29 protein-coding genes are annotated in these 26,176 nt (G+C 57.7%); 17 read left to right on the forward strand and 12 right to left on the reverse strand.

Annotated elements, in window-relative coordinates; all coding sequences use genetic code 11:
* Positions 1 to 27: 27 nt before the first annotated feature.
* From F7R06_RS07830 to F7R06_RS07855, 6 genes are all read right to left on the reverse strand, one after another.
* Entirely contained in the window at positions 28 to 1,371 is a 1,344-nt protein-coding gene (locus F7R06_RS07830; protein ID WP_090324370.1) for a sensor histidine kinase, read from the reverse strand.
* 172 nt (positions 1,372 to 1,543) lie between these two features.
* Entirely contained in the window at positions 1,544 to 1,993 is a 450-nt protein-coding gene (locus F7R06_RS07835) for a Spy/CpxP family protein refolding chaperone (RefSeq protein ID WP_090324368.1), read from the reverse strand.
* A 202-nt stretch (positions 1,994 to 2,195) separates the two neighbouring features.
* Positions 2,196 to 2,873: a response regulator transcription factor gene (locus F7R06_RS07840; protein ID WP_027922300.1), complete on the reverse strand. Its 678-nt coding sequence runs from the start codon at positions 2,871 to 2,873 to the stop codon at positions 2,196 to 2,198.
* Positions 2,874 to 2,880: 7 nt separating this feature from the next.
* Positions 2,881 to 3,294 carry an SH3 domain-containing protein gene (locus F7R06_RS07845; RefSeq protein WP_090324367.1) on the reverse strand — a complete coding sequence of 138 codons (414 nt, stop codon included), beginning with the start codon at positions 3,292 to 3,294 and terminating at the stop codon, positions 2,881 to 2,883.
* Positions 3,295 to 3,404: 110 nt separating this feature from the next.
* Positions 3,405 to 3,704 (reverse strand): YciI family protein, encoded by a 300-nt coding sequence (locus F7R06_RS07850; protein WP_008156126.1) that lies wholly within the window; start codon positions 3,702 to 3,704, stop codon positions 3,405 to 3,407.
* 1 nt (position 3,705) lies between these two features.
* Positions 3,706 to 4,302: a septation protein A gene (locus tag F7R06_RS07855; protein ID WP_090324365.1), complete on the reverse strand. Its 597-nt coding sequence runs from the start codon at positions 4,300 to 4,302 to the stop codon at positions 3,706 to 3,708.
* 87 nt (positions 4,303 to 4,389) lie between these two features.
* On the opposite strand from F7R06_RS07855, the gene F7R06_RS07860 reads away from it, so the two are divergent.
* The 17 genes from F7R06_RS07860 (at position 4,390) to arfB (ending at position 21,665) form a co-directional block, all read left to right on the forward strand.
* Entirely contained in the window at positions 4,390 to 5,253 is an 864-nt protein-coding gene (locus F7R06_RS07860) for a PHP domain-containing protein (RefSeq protein ID WP_090324364.1), read from the forward strand.
* Between the two features lie 13 nt (positions 5,254 to 5,266).
* Positions 5,267 to 5,896, forward strand: coding sequence for an L-threonylcarbamoyladenylate synthase (locus tag F7R06_RS07865; protein ID WP_090327507.1), 630 nt, complete (start codon positions 5,267 to 5,269; stop codon positions 5,894 to 5,896).
* Positions 5,897 to 5,956: 60 nt separating this feature from the next.
* A complete protein-coding gene (locus F7R06_RS07870; RefSeq protein WP_174552501.1) occupies positions 5,957 to 6,715 on the forward strand; it encodes a segregation and condensation protein A in 759 nt (252 codons plus the stop codon).
* Between the two features lie 11 nt (positions 6,716 to 6,726).
* On the forward strand, positions 6,727 to 7,716 hold the full coding sequence (scpB, locus tag F7R06_RS07875) for an SMC-Scp complex subunit ScpB (RefSeq protein ID WP_090324363.1): 990 nt from the start codon (positions 6,727 to 6,729) through the stop codon (positions 7,714 to 7,716).
* 231 nt (positions 7,717 to 7,947) lie between these two features.
* Positions 7,948 to 9,159: a 23S rRNA pseudouridine(2605) synthase RluB gene (gene rluB, locus F7R06_RS07880; protein WP_090324361.1), complete on the forward strand. Its 1,212-nt coding sequence runs from the start codon at positions 7,948 to 7,950 to the stop codon at positions 9,157 to 9,159.
* 532 nt (positions 9,160 to 9,691) lie between these two features.
* A complete protein-coding gene (gene rfbF / locus F7R06_RS07885; RefSeq protein WP_090324360.1) occupies positions 9,692 to 10,462 on the forward strand; it encodes a glucose-1-phosphate cytidylyltransferase in 771 nt (256 codons plus the stop codon).
* Positions 10,459 to 11,538, forward strand: a complete 1,080-nt coding sequence (gene rfbG, locus F7R06_RS07890; RefSeq protein ID WP_174552485.1) for a CDP-glucose 4,6-dehydratase — start codon at positions 10,459 to 10,461, stop codon at positions 11,536 to 11,538. Before rfbF ends, rfbG begins: the two co-directional genes overlap by 4 nt.
* Positions 11,535 to 12,086, forward strand: a complete 552-nt coding sequence (rfbC, locus tag F7R06_RS07895; RefSeq protein ID WP_090324357.1) for a dTDP-4-dehydrorhamnose 3,5-epimerase — start codon at positions 11,535 to 11,537, stop codon at positions 12,084 to 12,086. The genes rfbG and rfbC overlap by 4 nt, the downstream gene beginning before the upstream one ends.
* Positions 12,083 to 13,306: a class I SAM-dependent methyltransferase gene (locus tag F7R06_RS07900; protein WP_090324355.1), complete on the forward strand. Its 1,224-nt coding sequence runs from the start codon at positions 12,083 to 12,085 to the stop codon at positions 13,304 to 13,306. The genes rfbC and F7R06_RS07900 overlap by 4 nt, the downstream gene beginning before the upstream one ends.
* Entirely contained in the window at positions 13,303 to 14,403 is a 1,101-nt protein-coding gene (locus F7R06_RS07905; protein WP_090324353.1) for a DegT/DnrJ/EryC1/StrS family aminotransferase, read from the forward strand. The genes F7R06_RS07900 and F7R06_RS07905 overlap by 4 nt, the downstream gene beginning before the upstream one ends.
* A gap of 47 nt (positions 14,404 to 14,450) precedes the next feature.
* Positions 14,451 to 15,293, forward strand: coding sequence for a phytanoyl-CoA dioxygenase family protein (locus tag F7R06_RS07910; RefSeq protein WP_090324352.1), 843 nt, complete (start codon positions 14,451 to 14,453; stop codon positions 15,291 to 15,293).
* A 3-nt stretch (positions 15,294 to 15,296) separates the two neighbouring features.
* On the forward strand, positions 15,297 to 16,451 hold the full coding sequence (locus tag F7R06_RS07915; protein WP_090324350.1) for a class I SAM-dependent methyltransferase: 1,155 nt from the start codon (positions 15,297 to 15,299) through the stop codon (positions 16,449 to 16,451).
* Entirely contained in the window at positions 16,448 to 16,960 is a 513-nt protein-coding gene (locus F7R06_RS07920) for a GNAT family N-acetyltransferase (RefSeq protein ID WP_090324349.1), read from the forward strand. The genes F7R06_RS07915 and F7R06_RS07920 overlap by 4 nt, the downstream gene beginning before the upstream one ends.
* A 7-nt stretch (positions 16,961 to 16,967) precedes the next feature.
* Positions 16,968 to 17,690 carry a WbqC family protein gene (locus tag F7R06_RS07925; protein WP_090324346.1) on the forward strand — a complete coding sequence of 241 codons (723 nt, stop codon included), beginning with the start codon at positions 16,968 to 16,970 and terminating at the stop codon, positions 17,688 to 17,690.
* On the forward strand, positions 17,677 to 18,456 hold the full coding sequence (locus tag F7R06_RS07930; protein WP_090324345.1) for a cephalosporin hydroxylase family protein: 780 nt from the start codon (positions 17,677 to 17,679) through the stop codon (positions 18,454 to 18,456). Before F7R06_RS07925 ends, F7R06_RS07930 begins: the two co-directional genes overlap by 14 nt.
* Positions 18,457 to 19,610: 1,154 nt before the next feature.
* Positions 19,611 to 21,026, forward strand: coding sequence for an amino acid permease (locus F7R06_RS07935; protein WP_090324343.1), 1,416 nt, complete (start codon positions 19,611 to 19,613; stop codon positions 21,024 to 21,026).
* 225 nt (positions 21,027 to 21,251) lie between these two features.
* Positions 21,252 to 21,665 carry an alternative ribosome rescue aminoacyl-tRNA hydrolase ArfB gene (arfB, locus tag F7R06_RS07940; RefSeq protein ID WP_090324341.1) on the forward strand — a complete coding sequence of 138 codons (414 nt, stop codon included), beginning with the start codon at positions 21,252 to 21,254 and terminating at the stop codon, positions 21,663 to 21,665.
* Here arfB and F7R06_RS07945 read toward each other — a convergent pair.
* The 6 genes from F7R06_RS07945 to phhA form a co-directional block, all read right to left on the reverse strand.
* On the reverse strand, positions 21,662 to 22,861 hold the full coding sequence (locus tag F7R06_RS07945) for an MFS transporter (RefSeq protein ID WP_090324340.1): 1,200 nt from the start codon (positions 22,859 to 22,861) through the stop codon (positions 21,662 to 21,664). The genes arfB and F7R06_RS07945 overlap by 4 nt on opposite strands.
* A gap of 103 nt (positions 22,862 to 22,964) precedes the next feature.
* On the reverse strand, positions 22,965 to 23,201 hold the full coding sequence (locus F7R06_RS07950; RefSeq protein WP_090324338.1) for a hypothetical protein: 237 nt from the start codon (positions 23,199 to 23,201) through the stop codon (positions 22,965 to 22,967).
* Between the two features lie 36 nt (positions 23,202 to 23,237).
* Positions 23,238 to 23,369, reverse strand: coding sequence for a hypothetical protein (locus F7R06_RS31230; protein ID WP_281198496.1), 132 nt, complete (start codon positions 23,367 to 23,369; stop codon positions 23,238 to 23,240).
* A 265-nt stretch (positions 23,370 to 23,634) separates the two neighbouring features.
* Positions 23,635 to 24,828 carry an amino acid aminotransferase gene (locus tag F7R06_RS07955; RefSeq protein ID WP_090324337.1) on the reverse strand — a complete coding sequence of 398 codons (1,194 nt, stop codon included), beginning with the start codon at positions 24,826 to 24,828 and terminating at the stop codon, positions 23,635 to 23,637.
* Positions 24,828 to 25,184, reverse strand: a complete 357-nt coding sequence (locus tag F7R06_RS07960; RefSeq protein ID WP_017337151.1) for a 4a-hydroxytetrahydrobiopterin dehydratase — start codon at positions 25,182 to 25,184, stop codon at positions 24,828 to 24,830. The genes F7R06_RS07955 and F7R06_RS07960 overlap by 1 nt, the downstream gene beginning before the upstream one ends.
* 104 nt (positions 25,185 to 25,288) lie before the next feature.
* Entirely contained in the window at positions 25,289 to 26,074 is a 786-nt protein-coding gene (gene phhA / locus F7R06_RS07965) for a phenylalanine 4-monooxygenase (RefSeq protein WP_090324335.1), read from the reverse strand.
* Positions 26,075 to 26,176 lie beyond the last annotated feature (102 nt).

The following is a 26,176-nucleotide window of genomic DNA, read 5'->3' on the forward strand; positions in this document are numbered from 1 at the left end:
GCGAGCAGGCTCGCTCCCACAGGGGGGTCAGGGTTGGACCACTGCGCCGGGGACGAGTGGCAATTCCAGACTCGCGATAAACCCGCCTTCCGGGTGATTGGCCAGCACCAGACTGCCGCCATGTCTCTCCGCTGCCCGTCGTGCAATGGCTAAACCCAAACCATGGCCTGCCGCCGTCTGGCCCGGTGCGCGGTAGAACGGCTCGCCGAGTTGATGCAGGTGTTCGGCGTCGACGCCAGGCCCATGATCGCGCACGGTCACCATGATCCGTTCACCCTGACGCAATGCCAGCATTTCGATCGGTTGCCCGCCCACCGGGTTGAAGCGTTGGGCGTTGCGCAGCAGGTTGTCCACGGCGCGCTCAATCATGGTCGGCCAGCCTTTGAGGGTCAGTTGCGACTCGGCCTCCAGTCGTACGCTTTGCTCCGGTGATGCCATTTGCGCATCCCGTTGCAACGTTGTGAGTAAGGCATTGAGATCGACCTCTTCAGCGCTGGCGTTATCGGCATCGACCCGTGCCAGTACCAGAATTTCGCTGATCAGCGCTTCGAGTCGGTCGCATTCGCGAGTCAGTCGCGGCCAGAGTTTCTGCCGTTCTTCCGGTGTCGCCCGTTCGGCCAAGGCCAGCGCAATGCGCAGCCGTGCGAGGGGAGAACGCAGTTCGTGGGATACATCGCGCAGCAACTGTCGCTGGCTGCCGATCAGGCTTTGCAGGCGTGCCCCCATGCGGTTGAAGTCAGTGGCGAGTACGCCAAACTCATCGCGGCGGTTGGCCAGTTTGACCAGGCTGTTTTGTTGGTAAGTGGTTTGCCCCAGATCATGCACGGCACCGCGCAAACGGCTGAGGGGGCGGGTGATGGAAAGGGTGACGAACAAGCTGAACAGGGTCAGCACCACCAGGGCGATCCCCAGTGCGCTCAGCGGCCAGAGCAGGCTTTCGCGGTGCCAGGCGTCCAGTTCCGGGTGCGGAATGCGATAGATCAGCAGGTAGGTGTCGCCGGTTTTTTCGCTGGTGTATTCCGCGGTCAGACGGCGCCATGGCAGGCGTCGGTCATCATTGTTCTGGCGTGCTTCGAAGGCCGCCGCACGGCGGGGGAAAGTGCCACGCACCACTGGATCGCCGCTTTCGTTGAGCACTTGAACATCGATGTGATACTGGCGTTTGCGCTGTTCGAGAATGTCCTGGGCAGCATCCTCACCCTGGCTCTCGTAGGTTTGCGTCCACTCTTGGGCCAGGGTGTTGAGGCCAGGATGGCGACTGAGAATCCACGCGTCCTGATTGAGCATGTGCCCCAGCAGAATGGAGAGTCCTGCAACCAAAGCGATCGCTAGCCAGAAGCTGGCCAGAATACGCCAGAACAATGAGCGCACAGAAAATCCTCGAACTGACACAAACCAGTGTGGGAGCGACCTGCTCGCGAAAGCGTCGGCACATTCAACATCAACGTGACTGAAAGAACGCTAATCGTGAGCAGGCTCGCTCCCACATTTTCAAAAGCAGCAGACCCAACGGGGTGAGCCATTGGGTCCGGGGGTTAACGCATTATTGCGCTTTTTGCTGTTGTTGCGCTTTCCAGGCCTGGAATTCGGCCCATTCGGCGCGGCGCTCAGCCTGTTGCTTCTGGATCTCGTCGAATTTCTTCTGTTGATCCGGCTTCAGCAGGGCGCGGACGTCGGCTTCGGCTTTCTTGTGGTTGGCGGCCATTTCGTCTTTCATCGCCTTCTGGTCGGCTGGCGATAGTTTTTCCAGGTACTTCTCGACCAGTTGCTTACGCTCGTGCATCTGCTCGCCCATGATCTTGCGGATCTGGTCGCGCTGTTCGCGGCTCAGGTCCAGTTGGCTGTACGGGCCTTTGCCGTGCATGCCGTGCATCTGACCGCCGTGGCGCGAACCGTCCATTGGCCCACCCATCGGGCCGGTGCCTTCAGGCATGGCCATGGCAACGGTCGGCAGGGCGGCGGCGAACATCAGAGCGATAAGAGTCTTGCGCATGGTGAATCTCCTTGTCTCGTTCCCGGTACGTTCCGGATGAGTACAGATTACGGAGATCAAGGTCAGCGGCGGTCAGTGGAGCGTAAAGCTTGGGTAAAGATGGTTTTGCGCCGACCTGACATAACGCCATGTGGGGTGTCGGTCTGTGGCGAGGGAGCAAGCTCCCTCGCCACAGGTTGCAGTCGGCCAGCTCTTTCTCGGTTTACAGGCTGTAGTAGTAACCGCGGCTACGCAGGGCGACGATGCGCGGACGGCCATCGGGGTGCGGGCCGATCTTCTTGCGCAGGTTGCTGACGTGCATGTCCAGGCTGCGGTCATACAGGGTCAGTTTGCGGCCAAGGGCGATTTGCGCCAGTTCCTGTTTGTCCAGTGGCTCGCCGGGTTGTTTGAGCAGGGCTTCCAGCAAGCGGCTCTCGGAGACGGTGAGGGTGAATTCCTGTTCGTCGATGCTGACCACGCCGCGCACCGGGCTGAAACACAAATCGCCCAGTTCCAGTTGGCTGGAAACGGCCGCCGGGTGGCTGCGGCGTAGCACCGCTCGCAAGCGGGCGGTCAGTTCCCGTGGGTCGCAGGGTTTGGCCAGGTAATCATCGGCGCCGAGCTCCAGGCCAAGGATGCGGTCCAAAGGTTCACCACGGGCCGACAGCATCAGCACCGGCAAGTCCGGGTGATCGCTGCGCAGTTGCTTGAGCAGTTCCAGGCCGCTGCCGTCCGGCAACATCACATCCAGCACGACGGCTGCCGGGGACGTTTCGGCCAGTGCACGACGGGCGCTTTGACCATCGTGACAGGCACGGACCTGAAAGCCTTCCTGACTCAGCCAACTGCTCAGGAGCTCGCACAGCTCCTGGTCATCATCAATAAGTAACAGCTCGCTCATGACTCACTCAATTTAGCCATTGTCGACGTTTTCGACTTGCACCACTGGCGAAGATACCGCAGAGCAGGGCCAATAGCGCAACTCCAGCGCCGATGACGAACCATTGTTGCTGATCAGTCAGCAAGCGGGGGATCGAGCTTCCGGCCTGTGCTTCCTTCAGTTGCAGCTTCAAACGCTGATTCTCCTGGCGCAAACGGGCCAGCACAGGGCTTTCGCGTTCGCCATCGGCATTTTGCAATTGTTTGCTCAATTCTTCCCGTTGCCGTTCGCTCTCTTTCAAGCGCTGCTGCAACTCGGTGATCTGGCTGCCGGCGCTCAGGGACAGCGGCGTCGAACTACCGCCGCTGGCGCTTTCTTCACCGTGGGCGGGGACCACGATCGATAACGTGACCAACATCAGACACAACGGACCCTTGCGCATCGCGACTCCTGGTTCCAATACGAGTATTGGGCAGTTTGTCGGCCGGCTAACGGGAATAATGAGCGATTGAGAGCGCGATGAACCGATAAGGTTCATCGCGAGAGGGGGAATTACGGCAGGACTTGCTTGAACGGCTTGACCGAAACGTTGGCGTAGACGCCCGCAGCGATATACGGATCGGCGTCGGCCCAGGCCTGGGCGGCGCTCAGGGAGTCGAATTCGGCAACGATCAGACTGCCGGTGAAACCCGCCGCGCCCGGATCATTGCTGTCGACAGCCGGATGCGGGCCGGCCAATACGATGCGACCTTCGCCCTTGAGCACTTGCAGGCGCTCAAGGTGCGCAGGCCGGGCGGCCAGGCGGGCTTCCAGGGAGTTGGCGACGTCTGTGGCAATGATTGCGTAAAGCATGTCAGTCCTCGGTTTTTGGCGTAGTGGTATCGGCGTCGTGCAGGTGGCGGGACAGGTAGATGCCCTGGCCGACCAGGAACAGCAGCGTCATGCCCAGGCTGCCGAAGACCTTGAAGTCGACCCAGTAGCTCTGGAAGGTGAACGCGACAAACAGGTTGGCGGCACCGCAAAACAGGAAAAACACGATCCAGGCGATGTTCAGGCGCGTCCAGACCGGTTCCGGCAGGGTCAGCGCGTGGCCCATGATGCGTTTGATCAGCAATTGATCACCGACGAAATGGCTGCCGATGAACGCGAGGGCGAACAGCCAGTTGACCACCGGGGCTTTCCATTTCAGGAACGTCTCGCTGTGGAAGGCCAGGGTCAGGCTGCCGAAGACCAGGCAGGCAATGAGGGTCAGCCACTGGCTCTTTTCCAGCTTGCGCTGTTTGATGAACAGCGTGCCGTAGACCACCAAAGAGCTGATGATGAGCATCGCGGTGGCGCTGTAGATACCGCCTACAGTGACCTCGTGGCCGGCAATGTCGACGACCCGTGGATCGATCTTGAAGACGATGAAAAACAGCAGGAGCGGGATGAAATCGATGAATTGTTTCACAGTGGCAGCCAGAAGCAGGATGTGCCGGCATAATAACAAACATATGGGCGCGCGATAGCGCCAGCTGATTTGAGGTTACAAAGCCCCGTGAATGTTGATTTGCATTGCCATAGCACGGCCTCCGATGGCGCCCTGGCGCCTGCGGTTCTGGTTGCGCGTGCGTTCGAGAAAGGCGTGCGAGTCCTGGCCTTGACCGATCACGACACCCTGGAGGGCCTCGATGAGGCGCGCGACGCGGCGAGCGCGCTGGGGATGCAACTGGTCAACGGCGTTGAGTTGTCCTGCGCCTGGGGTGGCGCGACCATTCATGTGCTGGGTTACGGTTTTGACGTGAATGCCGCGCCGCTGGTCGAGGCCATTGCCCGATTGCGTGATGGCCGCTGGCTGCGTTCGGAGGAGATCAGCCGAAAACTGGCGCTCAAAGGCATGTCGGGCGCTCTGGAAGGCGCACGGGAGATCCAGCAGGAGTTGGGTGACAGCGGCAACGCGCCGGCCCGCCCGCACTTTGCCGACTGGATGGTGCGCGAAGGTTTCGTCAAGGATCGTGCCGAAGCGTTCCGCAAATGGCTGGGCGCCGGCAAGCTGGGCGACGTCAAGCAACATTGGCCGAGCCTGGAAGAGACCGTCGAAACCCTGCGCGCGGCCAAGGCCTGGGTCAGTCTGGCGCACCCATGGCACTATGATTTCACTCGCAGCAAGCGTCGCCGCCTGATTGCCGACTATATTCAAGCAGGGGGCCACGCGATTGAAGTGGTCAATGGTCATCAGCCCGCCGAGCAAGTGGGCAGCCTGGCCATTCTCGCCCGGGAGTTTGGTCTGCTGGTCAGCGCCGGCAGTGATTTTCATGGCCCTGGAGGCTGGTCCGAGATCGGTGAGTACCGCCCGGTCCCGGAGGATCTGCCACCACTTTGGTGTCGATTCAAACATGACCCAATTATTGCCGCCGTCTGAACAGGTAGAGAATGTGAGTCAATTTTTCCAGATTCATCCGGAAAACCCGCAAGCGCGCCTGATCAAACAGGCGGTCGAAATCATCCGCAAAGGCGGGGTGGTGATTTATCCCACAGACTCGGCTTATGCCATTGGTTGCCAGATCGGCGACAAGACCGCCGTGGAACGCGTGCGGCGTTTGCGCGGGCTGGATGATAAGCACAACTTCGCGCTGATTTGCAGCGATCTGTCGCAATTGGGGTTGTTTGCCAAAATCGACACCGGCCTTTTCCGCCTGCTCAAGGCCCATCTGCCGGGCCCGTATACCTTCATTCTCAACGCCACCCGTGAAGTGCCGCGCCTGCTGTTGCACCCGAAAAAACGCACCATCGGCCTGCGGGTGCCCAGCCATCCGATTGCCTTGGCGCTGCTCGAAGAGCTCGGCGAGCCGCTGATGAGCGTGACCCTGATACTGCCCGGCGAAACCGACCCGATGACCGATCCCTATGAAATGCGCCAGGTGCTTGAACATCAGGTTGACCTGATCATCGACGGCGGTTTCGGCGGGGTCAAGGCGTCCACCGTGATCAACCTCGCAGACGGCGAGCCGGAAGTGATCCGAGTCGGTTGCGGCGATCCCGCGCCGTTCATGGCCGAAGCCTAGATGTCTGCAGTAGAACCCGTCGACAGTCAGGCCGGAGCCCAGCAAGAGCTGCCCTTCGCGATGGTTTACGGCCAGGCGGTCATGGAGATGCCGCTGGACCTGTACATCCCGCCGGATGCGCTCGAAGTCTTTCTCGAAGCCTTCGAAGGCCCGCTGGATCTGCTGCTGTACCTGATCCGCAAACAGAACATCAACATCCTCGACATTCCGGTGGCGGAAATCACCCGCCAGTACATGGGCTACGTCGAGTTGATGCAGTCGGTGCGCCTGGAGCTGGCCGCCGAATACCTGGTGATGGCCGCGATGCTGGCCGAGATCAAGTCGCGGATGCTGTTGCCCAGGGCCGAAACCGTCGAAGACGAGGAAGAGGACCCGCGCGCCGAACTGATCCGCCGCTTACAAGAGTACGAGCGCTTCAAGGCCGCTGCCGAAGGCATCGACGGGCTAAGTCGCGTTGGTCGCGATGTGCTGGTGCCCAAGCTCGACGCCCCAGAAGCCCGGGCGCGCAAGTTGCTGCCGGACGTGCGGTTGTCGGAACTGCTGCTGTCCATGGCCGAAGTGCTGCGTCGCGGTGACATGTTCGAAAGTCACCAGGTCAGCCGTGAGGCGCTGTCCACCCGCGAACGCATGAGCGATGTGCTGGAACGGCTCAAGGGCGGCGGGTTTGTGCCGTTCGTCGAGCTGTTCACCGCCGAAGAAGGGCGTCTGGGAGTGGTAGTGACTTTTATGGCGATCCTTGAGCTGGTCAAGGAATCCTTGGTCGAGCTGGTGCAGAATGAGCCGTTCGCAGCGATCCATGTGCGAGCCCGAGCCGAATAACGAGTTGAATCATGAACCTGAGTGAACCCCGCGAGCTGGCACCTTTGCTCGAAGCCTTTCTGTTGGCCTCGGGAAAACCGCAATCCCTGGAGCGTCTGTACGAACTCTTCGAAGAGGGCGAACGGCCGGAGCCACCGGTTTTCAAGAAAGCGCTGACGATACTCGCCAAGTCTTGCGATGGCCGCGCCTTCGAACTGAAGGAAGTTGCGACCGGTTATCGCCTGCAAATCCGCGAAAAGTTCTCGCCGTGGGTCGGTCGTTTGTGGGAAGAACGCCCGCAGCGCTATTCCCGCGCCATGCTCGAAACCATCGCCTTGATCGCCTATCGCCAGCCGATCACCCGTGGCGAGATCGAAGACGTACGGGGTGTGGCGGTCAACAGTCAGATCGTAAAAACACTGATGGAGCGTGAGTGGATCCGCATCGTCGGATACCGCGACGTGCCGGGCAAACCGGCGATGTTCGCCACCACCAAGGCGTTTCTCGATCACTTCAACCTGAAGAACCTCGACGACCTGCCGCCGCTGGCCGAGCTGCGCGAACTGGAGCCCGATCCGGTGCTCGATTTCGACGACGCGCCAGTGCCTGCCGGTCTGCAAGAATTGGCGGACGCCAGCGCCGAGCCGGAAGAGCCCAAGGAAGAAACCAGTTTCCATACGCTGTTGCTGGAACTGGACAGCATGGAGGAGGGGATCAAGACCGATTTCGATGATTTGTTGCGCGATGGCGAGGCATCCGTGACTGATCCGGAGTTCGCTGATGTTCAGTCGGACACCGAAGTCGCGCAGATCGAGCCGGAGCCTGACCTTGAAGTCGAGCCCGAACCCGACATCGAGCCGGAGCAGGAAGACGACATTCTTGGTGTCGCCGAAGCCCGGGAAAAACTGCTGGCGGCGGTTGCTGCCCTGGAACAGCCGAAACCCGAGCTTAGCGATGAAGAGGCCGAAGCACTGGCTTTAGCCGAAGCCATCGAAGCCGAACGCCGCGAATTCGAAGACTGACCGCAATCCTGTAACCACCCAATCCCCCTGTGGGAGCGGGCTTTGGTAAATCATCACCCAATCACCGGTCGGCGGAAAAGCCATTAAGCTTTGGCGGATCAACTAGTCTCTGATGCGCAAACGCCCTGATGAGCGTATGATTCGCGACCCTTCGGCGATCCCTTCGCCCAGGTACACAGATTTGCAACGTTCCAGGCCACGCCTGGACAGACCACACCGGGAGGTGCCCAGATGAGTATCAACGACCAGAAAGACGACCAGGAAATCGGCCCAGCAGGCGAAAAACTGCAAAAGGTCCTCGCCCGTATCGGCGTAGGCTCGCGCCGTGACGTGGAAGCCTGGATCAGCCACGGCCGCATCAAGGTCAATGGCAAAGACGCCACCCTTGGCCAGCGTGTCGACATGCACGACGCCATTACCATCGATGGCAAAGTGATCAAGCGCGAAGAAGCCGCCGAGTCGGTACGCCGCGTGATCATGTACAACAAACCCGACGGCGAGATCTGCACCCGTGTCGATCCGGAAGGTCGTCCGACCGTGTTCGACAAGCTGCCGCGTCCGAAAGAAGGGCGCTGGATCAACATCGGTCGCCTGGACATCAACACCACGGGCTTGCTGATGTTCACCACCGACGGTGAACTGGCCAACCGCCTGATGCACCCGTCCTACGAGATGGACCGCGAATACGCCGTGCGTGTACGTGGCGAAGTCGATGACGAGATGATCGAGCGCCTGAAAGCGGGCGTTGTGCTCGAAGACGGCCCGGCGCGTTTCACCGATATCCAGCAGGCTCCGGGTGGCGAAGGTTTCAACCACTGGTACCACTGCGTGGTGATGGAAGGTCGCAACCGCGAAGTCCGTCGTCTGTGGGAGTCCCAGGGGCTGGTGGTCAGCCGTCTGAAGCGCGTGCGTTTTGGTCCGGTGTTCCTCAACTCCGACCTGCCGATGGGACGCTGGCGCGAAATGAGCCAGTACGAAGTCGACATTCTCAGTGCCGAAGTTGGCTTGACCCCGGTGGCCATGCCGCAACTGAATGCCAAGAGCAAAGACAAGCTTGAGCGTATGCAGCGCAAATCGTCTCGTCCGATGGCCAAGACCGAGCGTGTACGTACCTTGCGTCCGGCGGCTGGTGCGCCGGCCGCGCCACGCGAAAGCCGCGAGCCGCAGATCGAAGGCGAGCGTCCGGGTCGCAAGCCTGCTGCGCGTCAGGATGGTGAGCGCGGTCCACGTTCGCCACGTCCGGCCAATGGCCGCACCGAGCGCGGCGAAGGTCGCGGTACGCCAGTCGCCGATCGTCCGGCCGACACCAAGCGCCCGGCCAAGCCGGCGCCGAAGCGTCCGGGGATCAAGCTGGTCGAGGGCGACAAGCCTTCTGGCAAGCGTCGCGGCGCACCGGCCGGTTCGGGCCAGCGTCCGGGGTTTGGTCGTCGCAAGCCGGAGTGAAGCAGTAATTGGCTGCAAGCCGTGAGCGACAAGCAAAAAACGCCAACCCTTCGGTTGGCGTTTTTTTTGGTCGCTCCAACGCAACCAGCCTGGCTGTGGTGGCCACGCGGGCGACCGCGAATCTGAAGGAAGTCGAAGCAACGGTGTGGTCAGCCCATCTACTGCAACCACGGACGATGAACGGTAGAGAATGCATCCGGGCTGGCCAAGCCTCATGCCTCAGGCCTGCGCTATGTCCTGCCTCGTCGACGAGAAGAGCGTATTTATCTGCGCGCTATCAGGCTTAAATCCCCGAGCCATCCGATCAGAAATAAAACGCCAGCTTATCTGACTGGAATTATCCGATAGGACGCCTTTTTTATATGTGGATTCAAGAACCTGCGCCGGATCAAGGACTGTTCAACGTATCGAGGTCATGCTAAAACCTTCCTGTTTGCCAATTCGTCTGTAGCGCTTGCGCAACAAGGGGGACAGTACCGCGCCCCTCAGGTGGATTGAGCTTTTTCATAGTCATTTGCAGGTAAGGTTTTCCATGAAGGCGGTAATTCTGGCGGGCGGGCTGGGCACGCGTATTTCCGAAGAGTCTCACCTGCGTCCCAAGCCAATGATCGAAATCGGTGGCAAGCCGATTCTCTGGCATATCATGAAGCTCTACTCTTCTCACGGAATCAATGATTTCGTGATTTGCTGTGGCTACAAGGGCTATGTCATCAAGGAATACTTCGCCAACTACTTCCTGCATATGTCCGATGTCACGTTCGACATGTCCAATAACACCATGGAAGTCCATCAACGCTACGTCGAGCCGTGGCGTGTAACGCTGGTCAATACGGGTGAAGACACCTTGACCGGGGGGCGGCTGAAGCGCGTCCGCGAGCACTTGGGCAGTGAGCCGTTCTGTTTTACCTATGGTGATGGTGTGTCGGATGTGAATATCCGCGAATTGATCGATTTTCACCACGCCCATGGCAAGCTTGCTACCGTCACGGCTATTCAACCACCGGGAAGATACGGCGCGTTGAATATGCAAGGCAGTCAGGTTAAGAGCTTCCAGGAAAAACCGGCCGGCGATGGTGCCTGGATCAATGGCGGTTACTTTGTACTCGATCCGTCGGTCATTGATTTCATTGTTGACGATCAATCCAGCTGGGAAGCCGAGCCGCTGATGCTATTGGCAGAAGAGGGTAACCTCATGGCTTACCAGCACAGTGGCTTTTGGCAGGCGATGGATACCTTGCGCGATAAAAATCACCTTGAAGATTTGTGGAACAAGGGTAACGCGCCCTGGAAGCGCTGGGCATGAAGCAGTTCGGCGATCTCTATCGGGGCCGCAAGGTCCTGCTCACCGGGCATACGGGCTTTAAGGGCAGTTGGTTGGCGACTTGGCTCTGCGAACTCGGAGCGCAAGTGACCGGTCTCGGTCTGGCGCCTGAAAGTGCGCCGGCTCACTGGGATCTGCTGAACAGCCCATCGATTGATTTACGCGGCGACATTCGCGCTTCGGCGGTGGTTCGGGAGGCATTCGAGCAAGCGCAGCCGGAAATCGTTTTTCACCTTGCGGCCCAGGCGCTGGTGCGTCGCTCCTACCGCGATCCACTGGAAAGCTGGTCGACCAATGTGATGGGCACTGCCAATGTGCTAGAGGCCTGCAGGCTTACGCCTAGTGTGCGGGCGGTCGTCGTCGTCACGACGGACAAGGTCTACGCCAACAGTGAGTGGCCTTGGGGGTATCGCGAAAATGATCGCCTCGGTGGCCATGACCCCTATAGTGCTTCCAAAGCGGCCAGCGAACTGGTGGTCGACAGCTATCGCAAGGCATTCTGGGGCGGTGACGGTGCGCCGTTGGTCGCTTCGGCACGTGCCGGTAATGTCATCGGTGGTGGTGACTGGTCCGAAGATCGTCTGATCCCTGACCTGGTCAGGGCCGTTCAGGCCGGCGAGTCCCTGGAAATCCGTTCTCCTCAATCCACCCGGCCTTGGCAGCATGTACTCGAATGCCTGTCCGGTTATCTGTTGCTTGGCCAACGGCTTCTGACACTCGATAAAGCTGTTCCGGGCGCATGGAACTTTGGTCCCGCGCCGCAAGACAACCGTACGGTTGCAGAGGTGTTGACAGGGCTGCAGCAGTATTGGCCGGAGCTCGCGTGGCATACCACATCGGTCCCGCAGCCACACGAAGCCAACCTGCTGTACCTCGACTGCGCACAGGCGAAGGCTCGCCTGGGGTGGCAGCCGGTCTGGAGCCTGGAGCAAAGCCTGGAAATGACGGCTGGCTGGTACCGCCACCAATCCTCTACCGGTCAGACGATCACCCATGAACAGTTGGCGGGGTATATCGCCGCGGCAGCACGAGCCGGCTGTGTCTGGATTGAAAAATGATTATCAGGCCAACAGCTATAAACGGCGCACTGGTGGTTGAAACCCAACCTTACCAGGACCACCGTGGCGCCTTTAGTCGCTTGTTCTGCGAAAAAAGCCTGGCCCAGGCTTTGGGTTCGCAACATATCGTACAGATTAACCATTCTCGCACCTCCACCGTCGGTGCCGTGCGCGGCCTGCATTTTCAGCATGCCCCTCATGCGGAGATGAAGATGATCCGCTGCCTGAAAGGGCGCGTGTGGGATGTGGTCGTTGACCTGCGCGCCGGCTCCCCGACTTTTTTGCAGTGGCACGCTGAAGAATTGAGCCCGCAAGCCGATCACATGTTAGTGATTCCGCAAGGCTGCGCTCACGGTTTTCAAGTTCTGGAAGCCGAGAGCGAACTGCTCTATCTGCACACCGCTTTCTACGAACCGGCGGCCGAGGGGGCTGTTCGTTACGATGACCCGCGACTGGGAATCACTTGGCCATTACCTGTTACAGATCTTTCCGAGCGCGACAAGCATCACGCTTTGCTATCTAACGAATTCGCCGGACTTCATGTATGAACTGTCGTCACTGCTCTGAGCCGCTGCAGCACACTTTTCTCGATCTGGGTTTTGCTCCACCCTCCAATTCGTACCTAAGCGAAGCGGAGTTGAGTGCGCCGGAACTCTACTTCCCGCTCAAATTGAAAGTGTGCGAGAACTGCTGGTTGGTGCAGACCGAGGATTACGCTCAGGCAGACCTGTTCTTTTCCAAGGATTACGCCTACTTCTCGTCCACTTCGACCAGTTGGCTCGAACATGCGGTTGCTTATTCGAAGGCCATGATCGAGCGCTTGGGGCTGGGAGCTGACAGCTTTGTCATCGAAGTGGCTTCGAACGACGGTTACCTGTTGAAGAATTTTCTGGCCGCCGATATCCCGTGCCTAGGGGTCGAGCCAACCGCCAGCACGGCCGCTGCTGCGGAAAAAATCGGTATTCCGGTACTGCGTGAGTTTTTCGGCGAGGAGCTGGGCAAGCGACTGGCGAAAGAGGGCCGACAGGCCGACCTGATTGCCGGCAACAACGTTTTTGCCCACGTACCCGACATCAACGACTTCACTCGAGGGTTGAAAGCGGCGTTGAAACCGGGGGGAACCATTACCCTTGAGTTCCCGCACCTCATGCGTCTGATCCAGCACACCCAGTTCGACACGGTGTACCACGAGCACTTTTCCTATTTGTCGCTCTACACGGTAAACCGAATCTTTGCCCAGGCTGGTTTGCGGGTTAGTGATGTTGAAGAGTTGCCGACCCATGGAGGTAGCCTGCGTGTCCACGGTTGCCATGCTGAGGACAGTCGTAGTGACAGCCTTGCTGTCGCTCGTCTTCTTGATGCTGAGATTCAGTTCGGGCTGAGGGATCTAGAGGTTTATCGAGGTTTTCAAGTGCGAGCCGATGAAGTCAAGAATGGCCTGCTCAGTTTCCTGATCGAGCAGAAGCGCGCGGGCAAGCAAGTAGTGGCGTATGGTGCTGCCGCCAAGGGCAACACACTGTTGAACTATGCAGGCGTCAAACCGGATCTCTTGGCCTATGTGTGTGACGCTGCGCCGTCAAAGCAAGGTAAATACCTTCCCGGGAGCCATATCCCCGTTTACTCGCCACAGAAACTGAAAGAAACCCAACCCGACACCGTGGTGATTCTGCCCTGGAACATCGCCGACGAAGTGATCGGCCATCACGGTTACGTCAGAGAGTGGGGAGGACAGTTTGTCAAAGCTGTTCCCGCGCTGGAGGTCAAATGAGCGAGCGGATTTTCTACACCAAGCCTTCGATTACCGAACTGGAAGTCGAGTACGCCACTGACGCGGCCAGAAACGGTTGGGGCGACAAGTGCTACGAATATATCGTGCGTTTCGAGAATGCATTCAAGGCTCACCTCGGCGTTGAGTATGCTATTGCCACATCGAGCTGTACGGGTGCCCTGCACATGGGCATGGCTGCCTTGGGCATAGGGCCAGGTGACGAAGTGATCATGGCGGACACCAACTGGATCGCCACCGTTTCTCCTGTCGAGCATCTGGGCGCTACGCCCGTATTCGTCGATATTCTTCCCGACACCTGGTGCCTTGATTCCGAGCAGGTCGAATCAGCCATCACCCCTAAAACCAAGGCCATTGTTGCGGTGCACCTGTACGGTAATCTTTGCGATATGGACCGCCTGCTGGAAATCGGCAAACGGCATGGCATTCCCGTTATCGAAGATGCAGCCGAGGCGATCGGTTCTCAGTATCACGGCAAGCGCGCTGGCAGCATGGGTGCTTTTGGCAGTTTTTCTTTCCACGGAACCAAGACCCTGACCACGGGCGAAGGTGGCATGTTCGTCACTAACGACGCCGCCCTCTACGAGAAAGTGCTGACACTTTCAAACCATGGCAGGGCGAGGGGGCAGATCAAGCAGTTCTGGCCGGACGTAGTCGGGTTCAAATACAAGATGTCGAATATTCAGGCGGCGATCGGATGCGCGCAAACGGAGCGCATTGACGACTTGATCCGGCGCAAGCAGGAGATCATGAGTCTCTATCGAGAAGGGTTGAAGGCCTACTCGGGCATTGCCCTCAATGCTCAGCCTGAAGGAACGATCATTGGCGCGTGGATGCCGACAGTCGTATTTGCAGAGCATACCGGGATGACCCGTGAGCGTTTGCAGGCGGCTTTTCAGACCGCCAATATCGACGCTCGGGTATTTTTTCATCCGCTGTCCAGCTTGCCGATGTTCGAGCCGCGGCCTGCGAATGTGAATGCTTATTCCATCCCGCTGCGTGCGATGAATCTGCCGAGTTATCACGACCTGACCGCGGTTGAACTAGAGCGGGTGTGTTCGGTTTTTTCGACATTGTAATGTCTTCACATTGGTCGAGTGTTGTAGACCCTGATCCAGAGCGCGCCATGAATAAATACTTGAGGTCAGAGCAGATTACCGAGTTTGAACGCAATGGCGTTTTAATTATTCGGGATTTTTATGACGAGTGCGACATCGGGGCGGTTCAGCGCGGTATCCATGATGTCATTGGTCAGGTCATGCTCAAGTACGGCATTACCGACCTTAGAGGCGCTTATGACCCCTCGGAGTTCGATAAGGGTTATCTGGACCTGATCAAAATAAATCGCTCCTGGGGCGGTGAGATCTATGACGCGGTGAAACAAATCCCTGCCTTCATGCGGCTGGTCGCGCATCCCCGGCACGAATCGTTATTTGCGGAATTGAGGCAGGGTTCCATTCCAGGTATTGCGGCGGGGGGGTACGGTATTCGTATCGATTGTCCTTTCGAGGACAAATACCGCGCGATGTGGCACCAGGAATACCCGGCCCAGCTGCGAAGTGTAGATGGCCTGGTTTTCTGGAGCCCGCTTGTCGATGTCACCGAGGCGCTGGGGCCTGTAGTGTTCTGCCCAGAGTCGCACAAACTGGGACCGTTGCCCGTTTGCCATGCCGACCCCGAGGGCACAGGGCGTTCCGGTGCGTACGCGTTGATGATTAAAGACGAGCAGCGACACCTTGAGCCGTACAGCAAAATCGCGCCTCTGACTTCGCCGGGTGATCTGGTCATCATCGATTTCATGCTCTTGCATTGCTCTGGTTATAACAAGAGCGATCGGGCGCGCTGGTCCATGCAGTTCAGATATTTCAATTTTGCAGATCCCGTCGGCCGTTCGCACGGTTGGAAAGGGTCGTATGCAGCGGGCGTAGATTTTCGCGCCGTACATCCAGAGTTATTTCACGCGGAGTAAAAAATGATGCACTGCAATGTTTGTCTCACTGAGCTCGAGAAGCCTGTCTATGCGGCTCACTCGAATCAGTCCCTGACTTCGCTGTGTGAGCTTCGCGATGGACAAGTCAATGTGTGGTCGTGCCCGGTGTGCTCGCACCTTCGTAGCGAAGCCTTCGCCGACACCGTTGCTTATTATGAGTCCGATTACAAGATTCTCCTGAGTGACGAAGAAGAAGATCAGATTTACGAAGTAAAAGAAGGTGAGATCGTCTATCGGACGGACCATCAGATAAGCACCTTGCTGAGCAAATTGAATTTGCCCGCCGGCGCTGCGGTTTTGGATTATGGCTGCGCCAAGGCTTCAACGCTCAAGAAGTTGAGCGGGGTGCGGACTGATTTGAATATTCACTTATTCGATGTCAGTTCGATGTACAAAGAGTATTGGAATAAATTCGTCAGTGCCGATAAGTGCGCGATTCACACGACCCCTGAATCCTGGGCGTCCAGTTTCGACGTCCTGACCTCCTTCTTCGCCCTCGAGCATATCCCTGAGCCGATCGACACGGTAAAAAAGGTTCATGCCTTGCTCAAGGACGATGGCGTGTTTTACGGCATTGTCCCCAATACCTTCGGCAACGTTGCGGACTTTGTAGTGATTGATCATGTCAACCACTTCACGGCGCCTTCGCTAGCCTATCTGCTCGATTCTGCCGGGTTCACCGATATTCAGATCGACGATGCTGTACACCGCGGCGCGCTGGTCTTTACCGCTCGTAAAGGCGCCCAAAGCTCAGCCGGGCTCAACGTGGCCGAAACCATTGCACGATCGGAAGAGTTGGCTCGTTATTGGGAGGCTGTTAACCAGGGTATATCCCAAACTTCGCAAGCCTATGCCGGTGTCACCAAGGCCATTTACGGCTCGGGCTTCTATGGCGCCTACATCGCCAGCGCCATGAATGACTTTGATGGCGTTGCCTGCTTTTTGGACGCAAGTCCTTTCCAGCAGGGAAAAGAGCTGTTTGGCAAACCGATACTTTCTCCTCAGTCGCTTCCGAAACACGTGAAGGTACTCTACGTGGGCTTGAACCCCAGCATTGCTCGCGCCGTCATGAATGACATGCGCTGGCTGCAAGAGCGAAACATTTCCCTGGTGTTCCTTGATGAGCAACTTGCATGATCACAGGGAAAAACGTTCTGCTACGTAGCTGGAAAGAGGGCGATCTCGCGCTACTGCGGGACATGCGTAATGACGTTTCGCTGCAAGCTCAGTTGCTGGCCCGCCCGCGGGGTAGCGATGAAAACCAGGTGCGTGAATGGCTAAAAGGCTTTTCGGGAGCCAACGATAGCTTCATCTTCATTCTGGCGGACCCTGCCGACGACACGGCCCTGGGTTTTTTACAGTTTAAAAACACCGACTTTGTCAGCCGAAATACAGAACTGGGTGTCTGCCTGGCGTCCAGTGCCCAAGGGCGTGGTATCGGCAGCGAGGTGCTTGCATTGGCCAGCGCCTATATGCGTGACACGTGGGGGCTTGGCAAAATTTGGCTGAAAGTCAGAGATGACAATACTGCAGCAATAAAGTGTTATGAAAAAGCTGGCTTCAAACACTGTGGAAAGCTTTCGAATCACGTATTCATTTCAGGGGCTTGGCATGATGTGGCGCTTATGGAGCTCTTTCTGAGTTAAGTGAATTATGAATATCGTCATTTCACAATCGATGCTTTTTCCATGGGTAGGCCTTCTGGAACAAGTACGCTTGGCCAATGTTTTTGTTCATTACGATGACGTACAGTTTTCCAAAGGCAGCTTTGTCAATCGCGTACAAATCAAGACACCTCAGGGTATGCGTTGGATGACGGTTCCTTTAGTTGACCTGCATCTAGGTCAAAAGATAAATGAAGTTAAGGTGCCTCCCACTTCGACATGGGGGAAAACACACATGGCGTTGCTGGAAAACAGCTTTGCGAGTGCTCCATTTCGTCAGGATGCCCTTGAACTCGTTGCGAATGTTTATGCTCGCGATTATGCAAATGTCGGAGAGCTCGCTCGTGCGTCGTTGATGGCGCTGATCGAGTATTTTGGCTTGGATGTTAACTGTCGTTTTATCGATGTGCAGTCCCTGGATATTTCGGGAAGTAGCAGTGATCGTGTCCTTTCAGTGGTCAAGCGCCTGGAAGGGAACAAATACATCACCGGTCATGGCGCCGGACGTTACCTCAATCATGAGTTGTTCGAGCGTTCGGACGTTGCCGTCGAATATATGGCCTATAACTGCGCACCTTACCCCCAAGCCCATGGCGATTTTACGCCCTATGTGTCCGCCCTGGATCTGGTGGCGAATTGCGGCAAGCTCGGGCTTGAGTCTATAAATTCTGGAACTACAGATTGGAGAAGTTTTAAAAATGAATCCGCATGAGCAGTTTCGTCAGGAAGTCGCAGAAAATATTGAAGCGCTCGGCGCTGACACCGATCTGCAAGCGCTGTCCCGTATTTGGGTCCGCGAAATCAGCCGGCACAAGTGGGCGTATAACTTTTCCTGGTTCGGTCGTCCGGCGATTCAATTCCCTAACGATACCTGGGCCATGCAGGAGCTGATCTGGGATATCAAGCCGGATCTGATCATCGAGACCGGCATCGCCCACGGCGGCTCATTGATTTTTAGCGCTTCGATGCTGGCGATGCTCGATTATTGCGAGGCTGTTGAACAAGGCAAGAGCCTTGACCCGCAGGCCAGTAAGCGCCGTGTGCTCGGTATTGATATCGATATCCGTCAGCATAACCATGATGCGATTAAAGCTCACCCCATGTCGCATATGATTGAAATGATTCAGGGATCGAGTATCGATAAAGATACGATTTCCAAAGTCAGGGAATATGCAAAAGATTACAAGCGTGTCTTGGTCTGCCTGGATTCGAACCATACGCATAATCATGTGCTGGCAGAGCTTGAGGCTTATGCCGATTTGGTCAGCGTTGGCAGTTACTGCGTGGTGTTTGATACCTTGATCGAAGATATGCCTATTGATTTGATCCAGAATCGCCCATGGGGTCCAGGAAATAGCCCGAAAAGCGCGGCTAAAGAATACTTGAAGCAACATGCTGAATTCGAGATCGACAAAAAAATTGATCATAAACTCCAGATCAGCGTGGCGCCTGATGGTTTCTTGAAGCGCGTTAGTTAAGGCTGAAATGGCAGGATGCTTCGAAGGAACTTGATTGCCAATTTAATTGGACAAGGCTAGACCGCGGTTATGGGGCTGGCCTTTGTCCCTTTGTACATTAAATATATTGGCATTGAGCCCTATATTTGATTGGTGTATTTACAATTATTCATTCCGCTCGATGAGCTCTGTATTTAGTTTGATGCTGGATGCCGTACTCCCGAGATCTTTCAGAAGCCGGCGGCCATGATCCGTCCCGACGCCAAAGTTTAAAAAGTGTACTTCTACCCCAAGCCGTCGACTCCGAGAATCCATCGACGGCCTGTCCGCTCTCTGTGTTTTTCACGGCTTCGTCCGCCTCAATGACGTCGGCTTCTCCTTCTCTGTTCCGGCAAAAACCAGTGGGAGCGAGCTTTCTCGCGTGAGGGCGTCAGTCGCAACGCCCCATCCTTGGGTTCATCTGCAGTGGAAATTTTATGTTCCGCTTCGTAAAGAAATATTTACGAATATCCCGCTTTTGACCCCTGGAGTCGATGGACCTTCAATGCCGTAAGGAAATCCTGCCGAATTCGCGCTGTCATTGCTGGCTGCAAGGCTCTGCCCCGGTTGTTTCGCGAGGCTGGTGAGGGTGTTATGCGCCCCATGCCTGTCGTGCAGGCCATAACAACAAGGAGGCGCAATGAACGCCGTGACTGACTTTCTCCGAGGCGAAATCGACTTCGCCTTCAGTGACAACCCCTGCGGGTCTGTCCATTCCTCTGCCGCTATTGAAGACCCTTTTGCGAGCGCCGGCCTAACGCGGCGCTATCCGTGCTGATCAAACGGTGTCTGGCAGTAGGTGGTTACGGGTGTACAATGCGCGGCGTTTTAACTGTGACTCAACTGCGTATCCGCGCATTTTGCGCCTGTCGGCTGTCATGACTCGTTTGCTCCCAGTATTCAGTTCGATTGCCCAAGGCCAATAAATTCAAGGCTATCCGCCTTGTTCACTCCGCCGCGTCACGAGCGCGTCGGGTTCGATTTCGTCACAGATAAAAACAAACAGGTGACGCATGACCGTTGTAAATACGCTGAACTCCTGGTGCCTGCGCTGGGGTTTGATCGGTGCCGCTTAACGTCTTTCCTGAGCAGCAACGTCGACTGAACATCATCAAACCTTGCGTGAGACCCTTTTCATGAGTGGACAAAACTCGCATTCAGGCGAGCTGAAACGCGGCCTGAAAAATCGCCACATCCAACTGATTGCCCTTGGTGGCGCGATTGGTACCGGTTTGTTCCTCGGCTCGGCCGGGGTACTGAAATCCGCCGGTCCGTCGATGATCCTTGGCTACGCCATTTGCGGCTTCATTGCCTTCATGATCATGCGCCAACTCGGCGAAATGATCGTTGAAGAGCCTGTGGCCGGTTCTTTCAGCCACTTCGCACACAAGTACTGGGGCGGTTTCGCCGGCTTCCTGTCGGGCTGGAACTGCTGGATCCTGTACATCCTGGTGGGCATGTCGGAGCTGACCGCCGTTGGCAAATACATTCACTACTGGGCGCCGCACATCCCGAGCTGGGTCACGGCTGCTGCATTCTTCATGCTGATCAACTTGATCAACCTGGCCAACGTCAAAGTCTTTGGCGAGGCCGAGTTCTGGTTCGCGATCATCAAGGTCGTGGCGATTGTCGGCATGATTGCCCTGGGCAGCTACCTGCTGGTCAGTGGTCACGGCGGCCCACAAGCGTCGGTGAGCAACCTGTGGTCCCACGGTGGCTTCTTCCCGAACGGTGTCAGCGGCCTGGTGATGGCCATGGCGATCATCATGTTCTCCTTCGGTGGCCTGGAAATGCTCGGTTTCACCGCAGCCGAAGCCGACAAGCCGAAAACCGTGATCCCCAAAGCCATCAACCAGGTGATCTACCGCATCCTGATTTTCTACATTGGTGCGCTGGTTATCCTGTTGTCGCTGACCCCATGGGACAGCCTGCTGGGCACATTGAACGCCTCGGGCGATTCCTACAGCGGCAGCCCGTTCGTCCAGGTGTTCTCGATGCTCGGTAGCAGCACCGCCGCGCACATCCTCAACTTCGTGGTCCTGACGGCGGCGTTGTCGGTGTACAACAGTGGCACCTACTGCAACAGCCGCATGCTGCTGGGCATGGCCGAACAGGGCGATGCGCCGAAAGCGCTGTCGAAGATCGACAAGCGCGGCGTGCCGGTGCGTTCGATCCTGGCCTCGGCCGCTGTGACCCTGATTGCGGTGCTGCTGAACTACCTGATGCCGCAAAGCGCGCTGGAATTGCTGATGTCGCTGGTGGTGGCCACCCTGGTGATCAACTGGGCGATGATCAGCTTCTCGCACTTCAAGTTCCGCCAACACATGAACAAGACCCGCCAGACGCCGCTGTTCAAGGCCCTGTGGTACCCGTACGGTAACTACATCTGCCTGGCGTTCGTGGTGTTCATCCTCGGCGTGATGCTGTTGATCCCGGGGATCCAGATCTCGGTGTACGCGATTCCGGTCTGGATCGTGTTCATGTGGGTCTGTTACGGCATCAAGAACAAGCGCAGTGCGCAACACGCGTTGCAGGCTGCAAGCGCGAAATAAGCGTAGAGCATAGAAACAACAAGCCCGGCCATGTGCCGGGTTTGTTGTTTATGGGGGTCCATACAAAACCCTGTGGAAGTGTGGCTTGCCCGCGATGGACGATAACGCGGTATGTCTGATAAACCACGGCGCCTGCATCGCGGGCAAGCCACGCTCCCACAAGGAGCGCATTCCTCCAAACTATTCGCGGTATCCTGAATGCTCCCCACCCCGGACCCCTTTCCCATGCTGGTGATTTCCAACAACGTGCATATACCAGATGCCGAGATCGAGTTGACCGCCATTCGCGCCCAGGGCGCTGGCGGGCAGAACGTGAACAAGGTCTCCAGCGCGGTGCACCTGCGCTTCGACATTCCGGCCTCATCCTTGCCCGAGTTCTACAAGGAGCGGCTGCTGGCGTTGCGCGACAGTCGTATCACCAGTGAAGGCGTATTGATCATCAAGGCCCAGCAATACCGGACCCAGGAACAGAACCGGGCTGATGCGTTGGCGCGTTTGACCGAGTTGATCCTCAGCGCCACCAAGGTCGAAAAAAAACGTCGCCCGACCAAGCCGACCCTCGGTTCGAAGACCCGTCGGCTCGAATCCAAGAGCAAGCGCGGCAACATCAAGGCCGGGCGCGGCAAGGTCGATTTCTAGCGGGATTCTCGCGCTTCGCGCTGTTTCGGCGCCTGCCGGTACAAGTAGATGCTGAGCATCAAACCGCTCAAGGCGGCGAGGGCGGCGAACAGGAAGATCGAAGCAAAACCGAAGCCTGCCGCAATCGCGCCGGCCAATGGCCCGGTGATCCCCAGCGACAGGTCGATGAACAGTGAATAGGCCCCGACCGCCGCGCCACGGCTGGAGGCGGGCACGAGGTTGACTGCTTCGACCCCCAACGCCGGAAACACCAGGGAAAAACCAAAGCCACTGAGCGCCGCGCCCGCGAGCGCCCAATGCGCGTCAGGTGCCAGCCACAGCAGCAACAGCCCCAGGGTTTCCACCGACAGGCAGGCAATCGCCACACGAAAGCCGCCGAGACGGTTGATCAGGTTGCCGAACAACAGCCGTGCACCGATGAAGCTGGCGCCAAACAGGCTCAGGCACAGTACGGCGTTGTCCCAATGCCGGGTGGCGTAATACAGGGTGATAAACGTGGCGATAGTGCCAAAACCGATGGAGCCCAAGGCCAGTCCGCAGCCGTGGGGCAACACTCGCCCGAGTACATGCATGAACGGCAAACGCTCACCGACCACAATCGGCGCAGCGGTTTTCGGCCACGCCAGCAACAGTCCCAACGCGGCCAGCAGCACGATGCTCACGCCCATGCTCCACAAGCCCATTCGATTGACCAGTAGCACCCCCAACGGTGCACCGACCGCCAGTGCACCATAACTGGCGATGCCATTCCAGGAGATGACTTTGGCGGTGTTCGCCGCGCCAACCCGGCCGATGCCCCAGCCAATCGAACCGGAGCCCACCAGGCTTTCCGCGCTGCCGAGCACCAGGCGGCCGACCAGCAGGCTGATCAGACTCAACATCGGCAGGCTTTGGGTCCAGGCTGAAATCAACATGAACACACCACTCAAGCCGCAGCCGGCGAGGCCATACATCACCGCCAGTTTGCTGCCCTTGTTATCGATGATTTTCCCGGCGTACGGACGGCTGAGCAGGGTAGCGAGGTATTGCACGCTAATGACCAATCCAGCGATCACGGCGCCAAAGCCGAGGTCGCTGTGGACGTAACCCGGCAATACGGCCAAGGGAATGCCGATGTTCAGGTAGCCGATAAAAGTAAACAGGACGATGGAGACAACTTGCAGCGTGACCGCCAGGGGGCGCTGGTTTTCAGACATGGGTAAAGGTCCACGGGGAAGCAGATAGATAGGCTGCTTATGATAACGGCGTAGACGGTCGTGGGTTATGAAAAAAGTAAAACTATTTGCCGAACGGGATCGTTCAGGGCTTGGCCGGTGCAACCAGTTGTGTAGTGACCAGGGCGGCCAACGCATTTTCTTCGCTGCCGAATCGAGCCAGCAACGCGGCTTGTTTTTCCGGGGAGAGACGATTCCAGATTTCGATCATTTTCTCGGCGGTGCCGATCAGGACGCTGGCCTGCAGCGCTTCATCAAAAGGAGGCGTGAAATCATCGGTCATGGTGCGGGGCTCAGGGTTCAGGCTGTGTGGAAAGCGCATGTTAGCGCTTTCCACACGGTCTGTACGGCGGGTGTTTCAGTCTTCGCTGTCGGCCTTGCGGCTGTCAGTGGCTTCTTTCGGCTGGGGCTGTTGGGCACCGGCTTGTTGCGTGGTCGTCTGCTCAGGTTCGTGCAGGCTTGGGAAGGGGAGATTGGGAATCTCGTGCATAGTCGCGCTCCTCGCTAAGTCTGTTGATAGATCTGGTAGATCCGCGCTTTTAAAAAAAGCCTGGGCAGGATACAGCAGGAGAAATGACAAACAGACTTTTATATCCATTTGTTTCGACGGATGGGATTGTCTAGACAGGTCTATTGTTTTGTCGCAGGTCCACTTGCAGGAGCGAGCTTGCTCGCGATGGTGTGTCAGTCACTGAGGTGTCAACTGATACTCCATCGCGAGCAAGCTCGCGCCTACAGGGGGCAGTGTTTGAGGGTTACTTGCAGACGTCAGCAATCGCCTCGGCCAGCAGATCCAGACGTGTCGCATCAATCCCCGCCACGTTGGCCCGACCTGAACTGACCATGTACACGCTGTGGTGGTCGCGCAGGTTTTTCACTTGTTCCGGTGTCAAACCGGTGTAGGAAAACATCCCGCGCTGCACACCAATATGCGCAAAGCGCTCGCGCAAACCATAGGGTTCAAGGGCTTGCACCAGGCCGCTGCGCAGTTGGGCGATGCGCAAGCGCATGGTTTCCACTTCGTCGGCCCAGAGGCGTTTCAACTCCGGATCGCCGAGGATGGTTGCCACCACGGCAGCACCGTGATCCGGTGGCGTCGACCACAGGTTGCGGGCGATGTTGGCCAGCTGACTGCGGATATCCACCAGTTTGTCGGCGGTTTTTGCGCAGACAATCAGGGCGCCGGTGCGGTCGCGATACAGGCCGAAGTTCTTCGAGCAAGAGCTGGTGATCAGTACTTCCGGCAACTCGGCGGCGAACAGCCGGGTCGACCAGGCGTCCTGTTCCAGGCCATCGCCGAAGCCCTGGTAGGCGAAGTCGATCAGCGGCAGCAATTCACGCCGGCGCACCACTTCCAGCACGCGGCGCCAATCTTCATGGGTCAGATCGAAACCGGTCGGGTTATGGCAGCAGGCATGCAGCAGTACCACGTCACCCTTTGGCGCTTCATTGAGCACGGCGAGCATGGCATCGACGTCGAGACGGTTGTCGCTGCCCACGTAGGGGTAATGACTGACCTTGACCTTGGCCGCCGCGAAAATGGTTTCGTGGATTGGCCAGGTCGGATTGCTCAACCAGATGCCCCGGCCTGGCAGGCACTGGGCGATGAAGTCGGCACTCAAGCGCAACGCGCCGGTACCGCCCGGTGTCTGGGTGGCGCCGGCGCGCCGTTCACTGATCAGCTTCGAGTCGGTGCCGAGCACCAGCTCACTGATGAGCCTGCCGAAGGCCGGTTCGCCATGACCACCGATGTAGGTCTTGGTGGTTTGGCGCTCGACCAGTCGCGCCTCGGCGAGTTTCACGGCCTGGGGAATCGACGTCAGGCCCTGGGCGTCTTTATAGACACCCACGCCGAGGTCGAATTTGCGCGGGTTCGGGTCCTGCGCATAGGCCTCCATCAGGCCGAGGATCGGGTCGCCGGGCACCCGGCCGATGGCGTCGAAATGCATTACTTGCGGCCCTCGGCGTCCTTGGCCACTTCGTCGGTGCGCGCGGCCATGATGAAGTCGTTACGGTGCAGGCCTTTGATCGAGTGGCTCCACCAGGTCACGGTGACTTTGCCCCACTCGGTCAGCAGGCCCGGGTGATGACCTTCAGCCTCGGAGATTTCACCGACGGCGTTGGTGAATGCCAGGGCGTGCTTGAAGTTTTTGAACAGGAAGACTTTTTCCAGCTGCATGATGCTGTCGCGCACTTCGATGTTCCAGTCCGGGATCTGCTTGATCAGTACCGGCAGTTCTTCGTCGCTGACTTGCGGTGCATCGGCGCGGCAGGCTTCGCAGTGGGCTTGGTTCAATGTGGACATGATGGATTCCTGAAATCGAATAAATGGAAATCGGCCGTCAATGTCACCACGCTAAAGCAAAGCGTGGTTTCCTGACAGACTCACTTGATCGTAAAAGTCGCGGATCACGCGGCTTTTGGCGGAAATTTCGGGGCGTGCAGACCCAGCTGCATGCCTTGTTTGACCAGACCCATGATGTCTTCGTGGGCGAGATCGAACAGGCGCTTGAGGTTCGGCAGGACAAAGTACAACGGCTGCAGGATGTCGATGCGATAGGGCGTGCGCATGCATTCGAGCGGGTCGAAGGCCTGATGCTCAGGCTCGTCCGACAGGCTGTAAACGGTTTCTTTCGGCGAAGACAGAATGCCGCCACCGTAGATGCGCCGGCCTTGCGGGGTTTCCACCAGGCCGAACTCGATGGTCATCCAGTACAGGCGCGCCAGGTATACGCGTTCTTCCTTGGAAGCCTGCAGGCCAAGTTTGCCGTAGGTGTGGGTAAATTCCGCGAACCAGGGGTTGGTCAGCAGCGGGCAGTGGCCGAAGATCTCATGGAAAATGTCCGGCTCTTGCAGGTAGTCCAGCTCTTCGCGGGTGCGAATGAAGGTGGCCACCGGAAACTGCTTGTTGGCGAGCAATTCGAAAAAGGTTTGGAACGGGATCAGCGCCGGCACACGGGCGACCTGCCAACCGGTGGTTTCACCGAGGACCTTGTTGATTTCGCCCAGTTGCGGAATGCGGTCGTGGGGCAGACCGAGTTTTTCGATACCGTCCAGGTATTCCTGGCACGCACGCCCTTCGATCACTTTCAACTGGCGAGTGATCAGCGTGTTCCACACCGCATGTTCTTCGGCGGTGTAGTCGATAAAACCTTGCGCATCGGGCTCGCGAGCCACGTATTGCGTCTGCTTCATGCTGCTCTCCTGCGAGGGGGATTCGTTCTTGTTATGTCCAGCTATGGACCTAGAAATAACCCATGGATTGCAGCTTTGCAGCAGGTGTTCAGCGTTGAGCGT

The organism is Pseudomonas moorei (genome assembly GCF_008801475.1).
GTDB lineage: Bacteria > Pseudomonadota > Gammaproteobacteria > Pseudomonadales > Pseudomonadaceae > Aquipseudomonas > Aquipseudomonas moorei.

Coding starts and splice junctions, on each gene's coding strand:
- F7R06_RS07870 (WP_174552501.1), top strand. CDS start 5,957: ATGGTTTACGGCCAGGCGGTCATGGAGATGCCGCTGGACCTGTACATC.
- F7R06_RS07840 (WP_027922300.1), bottom strand. CDS start 2,873: ATGAGCGAGCTGTTACTTATTGATGATGACCAGGAGCTGTGCGAGCTC.
- F7R06_RS07920 (WP_090324349.1), top strand. CDS start 16,448: ATGATCACAGGGAAAAACGTTCTGCTACGTAGCTGGAAAGAGGGCGAT.
- F7R06_RS07950 (WP_090324338.1), bottom strand. CDS start 23,201: ATGCGCTTTCCACACAGCCTGAACCCTGAGCCCCGCACCATGACCGAT.
- F7R06_RS07925 (WP_090324346.1), top strand. CDS start 16,968: ATGAATATCGTCATTTCACAATCGATGCTTTTTCCATGGGTAGGCCTT.
- F7R06_RS07900 (WP_090324355.1), top strand. CDS start 12,083: ATGAACTGTCGTCACTGCTCTGAGCCGCTGCAGCACACTTTTCTCGAT.
- F7R06_RS07945 (WP_090324340.1), bottom strand. CDS start 22,861: ATGTCTGAAAACCAGCGCCCCCTGGCGGTCACGCTGCAAGTTGTCTCC.
- F7R06_RS07955 (WP_090324337.1), bottom strand. CDS start 24,828: ATGCATTTCGACGCCATCGGCCGGGTGCCCGGCGACCCGATCCTCGGC.
- scpB (WP_090324363.1), top strand. CDS start 6,727: ATGAACCTGAGTGAACCCCGCGAGCTGGCACCTTTGCTCGAAGCCTTT.
- F7R06_RS07915 (WP_090324350.1), top strand. CDS start 15,297: ATGATGCACTGCAATGTTTGTCTCACTGAGCTCGAGAAGCCTGTCTAT.
- arfB (WP_090324341.1), top strand. CDS start 21,252: ATGCTGGTGATTTCCAACAACGTGCATATACCAGATGCCGAGATCGAG.
- F7R06_RS07930 (WP_090324345.1), top strand. CDS start 17,677: ATGAATCCGCATGAGCAGTTTCGTCAGGAAGTCGCAGAAAATATTGAA.
- F7R06_RS07960 (WP_017337151.1), bottom strand. CDS start 25,184: ATGTCCACATTGAACCAAGCCCACTGCGAAGCCTGCCGCGCCGATGCA.
- F7R06_RS31230 (WP_281198496.1), bottom strand. CDS start 23,369: ATGCACGAGATTCCCAATCTCCCCTTCCCAAGCCTGCACGAACCTGAG.
- rfbG (WP_174552485.1), top strand. CDS start 10,459: ATGAAGCAGTTCGGCGATCTCTATCGGGGCCGCAAGGTCCTGCTCACC.
- F7R06_RS07905 (WP_090324353.1), top strand. CDS start 13,303: ATGAGCGAGCGGATTTTCTACACCAAGCCTTCGATTACCGAACTGGAA.
- F7R06_RS07935 (WP_090324343.1), top strand. CDS start 19,611: ATGAGTGGACAAAACTCGCATTCAGGCGAGCTGAAACGCGGCCTGAAA.
- F7R06_RS07835 (WP_090324368.1), bottom strand. CDS start 1,993: ATGCGCAAGACTCTTATCGCTCTGATGTTCGCCGCCGCCCTGCCGACC.
- rfbF (WP_090324360.1), top strand. CDS start 9,692: ATGAAGGCGGTAATTCTGGCGGGCGGGCTGGGCACGCGTATTTCCGAA.
- rfbC (WP_090324357.1), top strand. CDS start 11,535: ATGATTATCAGGCCAACAGCTATAAACGGCGCACTGGTGGTTGAAACC.
- F7R06_RS07910 (WP_090324352.1), top strand. CDS start 14,451: ATGAATAAATACTTGAGGTCAGAGCAGATTACCGAGTTTGAACGCAAT.
- rluB (WP_090324361.1), top strand. CDS start 7,948: ATGAGTATCAACGACCAGAAAGACGACCAGGAAATCGGCCCAGCAGGC.
- F7R06_RS07845 (WP_090324367.1), bottom strand. CDS start 3,294: ATGCGCAAGGGTCCGTTGTGTCTGATGTTGGTCACGTTATCGATCGTG.
- F7R06_RS07850 (WP_008156126.1), bottom strand. CDS start 3,704: ATGCTTTACGCAATCATTGCCACAGACGTCGCCAACTCCCTGGAAGCC.
- phhA (WP_090324335.1), bottom strand. CDS start 26,074: ATGAAGCAGACGCAATACGTGGCTCGCGAGCCCGATGCGCAAGGTTTT.